The 6,415-nt window shown below is 69.4% G+C and carries 6 protein-coding genes; 3 read left to right on the top strand and 3 right to left on the bottom strand.

The window, feature by feature from the left end:
• Positions 1–348: 348 nt before the first annotated feature.
• Together ACWDYJ_RS26950 and ACWDYJ_RS26945 are read right to left on the bottom strand one after the other, a co-directional pair.
• Positions 349–819 carry a RidA family protein gene (locus ACWDYJ_RS26950; protein WP_451568171.1) on the bottom strand — a complete coding sequence of 157 codons (471 nt, stop codon included), beginning with the start codon at positions 817–819 and terminating at the stop codon, positions 349–351.
• On the bottom strand, positions 816–977 hold the full coding sequence (locus ACWDYJ_RS26945) for a DUF4177 domain-containing protein (protein ID WP_007264966.1): 162 nt from the start codon (positions 975–977) through the stop codon (positions 816–818). Before ACWDYJ_RS26945 ends, ACWDYJ_RS26950 begins: the two co-directional genes overlap by 4 nt.
• Before the next feature lie 72 nt (positions 978–1,049).
• Between ACWDYJ_RS26945 and ACWDYJ_RS26940 the strand changes: the two genes are divergently transcribed.
• Entirely contained in the window at positions 1,050–2,036 is a 987-nt protein-coding gene (locus ACWDYJ_RS26940) for an ArsA family ATPase (RefSeq protein WP_451568170.1), read from the top strand.
• Entirely contained in the window at positions 2,033–3,271 is a 1,239-nt protein-coding gene (locus ACWDYJ_RS26935; protein WP_451568169.1) for an ArsA family ATPase, read from the top strand. Before ACWDYJ_RS26940 ends, ACWDYJ_RS26935 begins: the two co-directional genes overlap by 4 nt.
• 47 nt (positions 3,272–3,318) lie before the next feature.
• On the opposite strand, the gene ACWDYJ_RS26930 is transcribed toward ACWDYJ_RS26935, so the two are convergent.
• Positions 3,319–3,669 carry a WhiB family transcriptional regulator gene (locus ACWDYJ_RS26930; RefSeq protein ID WP_053676911.1) on the bottom strand — a complete coding sequence of 117 codons (351 nt, stop codon included), beginning with the start codon at positions 3,667–3,669 and terminating at the stop codon, positions 3,319–3,321.
• Between the two features lie 397 nt (positions 3,670–4,066).
• Between ACWDYJ_RS26930 and ACWDYJ_RS26925 the strand changes: the two genes are divergently transcribed.
• Positions 4,067–6,373 (top strand): transglycosylase domain-containing protein, encoded by a 2,307-nt coding sequence (locus tag ACWDYJ_RS26925; RefSeq protein WP_451568168.1) that lies wholly within the window; start codon positions 4,067–4,069, stop codon positions 6,371–6,373.
• The last annotated feature ends 42 nt before the right edge of the window (positions 6,374–6,415 follow it).

Here is a 6,415-nt window from a genome sequence, read left to right as displayed (position 1 = left end):
ACGGACCGTGCTGACCATTCGGCATGGCCGCATGCTACGACCATCCGGCCCGATGTTCGTGGGCCGCCCTCCCCGCACACCACGGGTGGCGGACCCCGCCGGGCCGACCGGGGGCCGGCCCGGCGGGCCCGCTCCCGGGGCTCCGCGCCTCGATCGCCCCAGACTCCGTCCGGGGATGCCCCTGACGAGGCTGAAAGAAGCGGCGGTCCGCCTGGCGGGTCCGGAGCTGCCGCCCGGCTCCGCCGGACGGAGTCCGGCGCAGCGGCGCGAAGCCGGGGAGGCGCTCCGGCGCCGAGCCGCGCGAGCGGCGCGTCGAGGAGGTGTGGCGCGTCGAGGAGGTGCGGCGCGTCAGGAGGAAAGCAGCTCGACCTGGATCTCGATCTCGACCGGCGCGTCCAGCGGGAGGACCGCGACGCCCACCGCGCTGCGGGCGTGGACGCCCTTGTCGCCGAGCACCGCACCGAGCAGCTCGCTCGCACCGTTCAGCACGCCCGGCTGGGCCGTGAAGTCGGGGGCCGAGGCGATGAAGCCGACGACCTTGACCACGCGGGCGATCTTGTCGAGGTCGCCGATCACCGACTTGACCGCGGCCAGGGCGTTCAGCGCGCAGGTCGCGGCCAGCTCCTTGGCCTGCTCCGCCGAGACCTCGGCGCCGACCTTGCCGGTGACCGGGAGGCTGCCCTGGACCATCGGGAGCTGGCCCGCGGTGTACACGTAGGCACCCGACCGCACGGCCGGCTGGTAGGCGGCCAGCGGCGGGACGACGTCCGGCAGGGTCAGGCCGAGCTCGGCCAGCTTGGCCTCGACGACTCCGCTCATGCCTTCTCCCGCTTGAGGTAGGCCACGAGCTGCTCGGGGTTGTTCGGGCCGGGCACGACCTGGACGAGCTCCCAGCCGTCCTCGCCCCAGGTGTCGAGGATCTGCTTGGTGGCGTGGACCAGCAGGGGGACCGTCGCGTATTCGAACTTCTTGGTCATGGGGGCGAGCGTAATGCCTCTCGTGCGGGGCTCATGCGCGGCCCTGGAACCGAGTCGTTAGGCTCGGACGCTGTGAGCAGGCTCCAGGTGGTCAGCGGCAAGGGCGGCACCGGCAAGACCACGGTCGCCGCCGCACTCGCGCTCGCCCTCGCACGCGAGGGCAGGCGGACTCTTCTGGTGGAGGTCGAGGGCAGGCAGGGCATCGCACAGCTTTTCGGCACGGAGGCACTCCCCTACGAGGAGCGGAAGATCGCCGTCGCTCCCGGCGGGGGCGGTGGTGAGGTGTTCGCGCTCGCCATCGACGCCGAACGGGCGTTGCTGGACTACCTCCAGATGTTCTACAAGCTCGGCTCGGCCGGCCGCGCGCTCAAGAAGCTCGGCGCGATCGACTTCGCGACGACCATCGCGCCCGGGCTGCGGGACGTACTGCTGACCGGCAAGGCGTGCGAGGCGGTGCGGCGCAAGGACAAGGCCGGCCGGTTCGTCTACGACCACGTGGTCATGGACGCTCCGCCGACCGGGCGGATCACCCGCTTCCTGAACGTCAACGACGAGGTGGCGGGGCTGGCCCGGTTCGGGCCGATCCACAACCAGGCGCAGGCCGTCATGAAGGTGCTCAAGTCCCCCGAGACGTCCGTGCACCTGGTGACGCTGCTGGAGGAGATGCCCGTGCAGGAGACCGCGGACGGGATCGCGGAGCTCCACGCGGCCGGGCTTCCGGTGGGCCGGGTCGTCGTCAACATGGTGCGCCCGCACCACCTGGACGAGGACACCCTGCGCGCGGCGGCCGGTGAGCGGCGCGCCGAGATCGCGCAGGCCCTGTCCCGGGCGGGGCTGGGCGGCGCGCGGCGCGGCGGGCTGGCCGAGCGGCTGGTGGATCCGCTGCTCACGCAGGCCGCGGAGCACGCGAGCCGGGTGGAGCTGGAGCGCGAGCAGCGTGCGGTGCTGGCGGGGCTGGACGTGCCGGCGTACGAACTCCCCCTGCTCGGCTCGGGGATGGAACTGGCCGGGCTGTACGAGCTGGCCACGGAACTGCGCAAGCAGGCGGACGCCGAATGAGCGAGGGTGTGGACACCGTGGGCCTGGACACGCCGCCGCGACTGGCGGTCGACGCGCTGCTGGACGACCCGAAGACCCGGATCATCGTGTGCTGCGGCGCCGGAGGGGTCGGCAAGACGACCACCGCCGCGGCGCTCGGTGTACGGGCGGCCGAGCGCGGCCGGAAGGTCGTCGTGCTGACCATCGACCCGGCCCGCAGGCTGGCCCAGTCGATGGGCATCGACTCGCTGGACAACACCCCGCGCGAGGTCGCGGACGTGGACGGCGACAGGGGCGGCCGACTGCACGCCATGATGCTGGACATGAAGCGGACCTTCGACGAGATCGTCGAGGCGCACGCGGAGGGCGAGCGGGCGCAGGCGATCCTGGCGAACCCCTTCTACCAGTCCCTGTCGGCCGGTTTCGCGGGCACGCAGGAGTACATGGCGATGGAGAAGCTGGGCCAGTTGCGGGCCCGGGACGACTGGGACCTCATCGTCGTGGACACTCCGCCGAGCCGGTCCGCGCTGGATTTCCTCGACGCGCCGAAGCGCCTCGGGTCCTTCCTGGACGGGAAGTTCATCCGGGTGCTGATGGCTCCGGCGAAGATGGGCGGCCGGGCGGGGATGAAGTTCCTCAACGTCGGCATGTCACTGATGACCGGCACGCTCAGCAAGCTGATGGGTGCCTCGCTGCTGAAGGACGTACAGACCTTCGTGGCCGCGATGGACACGATGTTCGGCGGGTTCCGCACGCGTGCGGACGCGACCTTCCGGCTCCTCCAGGCTCCCGGTACGGCCTTCCTCGTGGTCGCGGCTCCCGAGCCGGACGCCCTGCGCGAGGCGGCGTACTTCGTCGAACGGCTGGCCGCCGAACGGATGCCGCTGGCGGGCCTGGTACTGAACCGGGTGCACGGCAGCGACGCCGGCCGGCTGTCCGCGGAGCGGGCGCTGGCCGCCGCAGAGAATCTTGAAGAAGGCGGCATTGTCGATCAGGAGTCCGGGAAAGCTGGACTGCGTGAGACCGACGGACACGGCTCCCCCGACGTGGACGAGATCACGGCAGGACTGCTGCGCCTTCATGCCGACAGGATGCGGGTGATCGCGCGCGAACACCGCACACGCGATCGCTTCACCTCGCTGCACCCCGAAGTGGCGGTGACCGAAGTGGCCGCCCTGCCCGGCGATGTGCACGACCTCGCCGGGCTACGGGCCATCGGAGAACGACTCGCGGCCGGGGTTCCGGCCGGAGCTTAGGCGTTCGTACGACTGCTACGACGGTGGTGCCGTGGTGCTCGGGTGACTCACCCGGCCGCGGCGTACGTCTCGTACGGAACGTCGATCTCCGCGTCGACATCCATGGTGAGGATGCCTGTACTGCGTTCGTACTCCGTGCGTGCGGTTTCGAGCAGCCGTCGCCACGAGGTGACGGTGGGGCGCCTGCGCAACAAGGCGCGACGCTCCCGCTCGGTCATTCCGCCCCACACGCCGAACTCGACGCGATTGTCGAGCGCGTCGGCCAGGCACTCGGTCCGCACCGGACATCCGGTGCACACCGCCTTGGCCCTGTTCTGTGCCGCTCCTTGAACGAACAGTTCATCCGGATCGGTAGTGCGGCAGGCTGCCTGCGCACTCCAGTCGGTAACCCAGCCCATCCCGGTGCCGTCCTCTCCCGAATCGAGGCTCCCCCACGGCGGTAGCGGCATATTCACCGCTGCCAGTTGAGGACGTTACGGAAGGTGGGCACAGCGCAACACCCCCGACGGGCCCAATCTTGAATGGTCCGAACGGACTATGGGTAAGCGGCAGATCACCCGACGGAGTGATCCGGCGACATGCCCGACCATTCCGGCGATTCGGGTGAAATCGGGGGATGCCGGTGAGCCGCCGTCAGAGCGAAGAGCGGGATTCGGACATGTGTCCACCCCATTCGGGAAGGGTGAAAAACAAGCCGCGGGGTTGATGTCGCACCGCACTGCTGTGACAGTTGGGGACAGCTTAGGCCAAGGCATTCGCGCGTGTCCGGCGAATCAGAACGTAGGCTTCCTCCCTATGGGAAAGAAGCGCTCGGGCGGCGGGCTCACGCGGCCACAGCAGGCCGCCAAGTTCCTCGGGGTGTCCGTTCTCTCCGGAGTTGTACTGGCCGGCATCGCGATCCCGGGCGCCGGCGCGCTGGGACTCGCGGCCAAGGGCACGGTCGAGGGTTTCGATGAGATCCCGGCCAATCTCAAGACACCTCCGCTGAGCCAGCGCACCACGATTCTGGACGCGGAGGGTGGCTTGATCGCCACCGTCTATTCACGCGACCGGCAGGTGGTCCCGCTGACGGCCATCTCGCCGTACATGCAGAAGGCGATCGTCGCGATCGAAGACTCGCGTTTCTACGAGCACGGCGCGATCGACCTCAAGGGCATCCTGCGCGCGGTCAACCGCAACGCGCAGGAAGGCGGAGCCGCGCAGGGCGCGTCCACCCTCACTCAGCAGTACGTCAAGAACGTCTTCGTCGAGGAAGCCGGCGACGACGAGACGAAGGTCCGCGAGGCCCAGGAGAAGAGCCTCGGACGCAAGATCCGCGAGCTGAAGTACTCGATCCAGGTCGAGGAAGAGCTCGGGAAGAACAAGATTCTCGAGAACTACCTCAACATCACCTACTTCGGCCAGCAGGCGTACGGAATCGAATCGGCGGCACAGCGCTACTTCAGCAAGCCCGCCAAGGACCTGACGCTCGACGAGTCGGCGCTGCTGGCCGGCGTCGTGCAGTCGCCGAGCCGGTACGACCCGGTGAACGACGCGACGGAGGCGACGAAGCGCCGCAACATCGTGCTCCAGCGGATGGCCGACATGAAGGACATCTCGCAGACGGAGGCCGACGAGGCGAAGAAGAAGCCGATCCAGCTGAAGGTGACCAGGCCGAAGAACGGCTGCATCACCGCGGTCAAGGGCGCGGGCTTCTTCTGCGACTTCGTGCGCAACACCTTCCTGTCGGACACGGTCTTCGGCAAGACGCGGGAGGAGCGGGCGAAGATCTGGAACCAGGGCGGCCTGACGGTCCGCACGACGCTGGACCCGCAGTCGCAGGAATCCGCCAACGCCTCCATCCAGGACCACGTCTACGCGGACGACTCGATCGCGACGGCCGTGACCCTGGTCCAGCCGGGCACCGGACGGGTGCTGGCGATGGGCCAGTCGAAGCCGTACGGCTTCGGGAAGAACGAGACGCAGATCAACTACTCCGTCGACAAGCGGATGGGCGGCTCCAACTTCGGCTTCCAGGTGGGCTCGACGTTCAAGCCGTTCGTCGCGGCCGCCGCCCTGGAGCAGGGGATGGAGCCGACGAAGGTGTACTCGGCGCCGAACAAGATGGACTACCCGAGCCCGGTGTCACGGTGCGACGGCTCGCAGTTCCTGAACGTGCCCGTGAAGGGCAAGCGCGCGACGGCCCAGAACGAGACCGTCGACGAGATCGGTCCGTACGCGCTGAAGACGGCGATGGCGAAGTCCATCAACACGTACTTCGTGCAGATGATCTCGGAGATCGGCATCTGCCCGGTGACGGAGATGACGCAGAAGCTCGGCGTGGTGCCGGCCAGCGGCGTGAAGCTGCCCGAGGAGCCGTCCATCGCGCTCGGCTCCGCCGAACTGTCCCCGCTGACTATGGCCAACGCGTACGCCACCTTCGCCAACCGGGGTGTCCACTGCACACCGATCGTCCTGGAGTCGATCACCGACGCGCACGGCAAGGCGCTGGCGGTGCCGAAGTCGCACTGCGACCGGGCGATGGCGCCGGAGACCGCCGACACGATCAACACCCTGCTGCGCGGAGTGGTCGAAGCCGGTACCGGTGAGAGGGCCGGTCTGACCGACCGGGACAACGCGGGCAAGACCGGTACGACCGACTCCCGCTACAACGCCTGGTTCGTCGGCTACACCCCGAACATCTCCGGCGCGGTGTGGGTCGGCTCGGGCGGCGCGAAGAAGATCTCGATGGAGGACATCACCATCGGCGGGCAGTACTACCCGAAGGTCTTCGGCGGCGGTCTGCCCGGTCCCATCTGGAAGGACGCGGTCTCGGGCGCGCTGTCCGGGCGCGAGGCCCCGAGCTTCGTCACGGTCGGCATCCCCGAGCCCTCGGCAGCGGGCGACGGCAACGGCGGCGGCCGCGGCAACACGGTCCCGCCGAGCCCGAACAGGCCCAACAGGCCCGGCAAGCCGGGCGGTGACGGCAAGCCCGGCGACAGCCGGCCCGGCGGCATGACGACGGCCGGAGCCACCGGCGGCAGGACGGGCGGCACCCCGGACAACCCGTTCCCGGGGATCACCCTGGAGCCGGGGCTGATCGGCGGCCGCGAGGAACAGTAGGACGCGACGACGCGTAAAGGGGGGAGGGCCCGACCGGATCAC

Source organism: Streptomyces sp. NPDC003042, assembly GCF_053591315.1.
The sequence above is the reverse complement of the archived record's forward strand: the minus strand, read 5'-3'. Positions and strand labels throughout refer to the sequence as shown.

Bases quoted from the DNA above. Each gene is read 5' to 3' on its own strand.
- ACWDYJ_RS26925 (WP_451568168.1), top strand. From the start codon at position 4,067: ATGGGAAAGAAGCGCTCGGGCGGCGGGCTCACGCGGCCACAGCAGGCC.
- ACWDYJ_RS26945 (WP_007264966.1), bottom strand. From the start codon at position 977: ATGACCAAGAAGTTCGAATACGCGACGGTCCCCCTGCTGGTCCACGCC.
- ACWDYJ_RS26950 (WP_451568171.1), bottom strand. From the start codon at position 819: ATGAGCGGAGTCGTCGAGGCCAAGCTGGCCGAGCTCGGCCTGACCCTG.
- ACWDYJ_RS26930 (WP_053676911.1), bottom strand. From the start codon at position 3,669: ATGGGCTGGGTTACCGACTGGAGTGCGCAGGCAGCCTGCCGCACTACC.
- ACWDYJ_RS26935 (WP_451568169.1), top strand. From the start codon at position 2,033: ATGAGCGAGGGTGTGGACACCGTGGGCCTGGACACGCCGCCGCGACTG.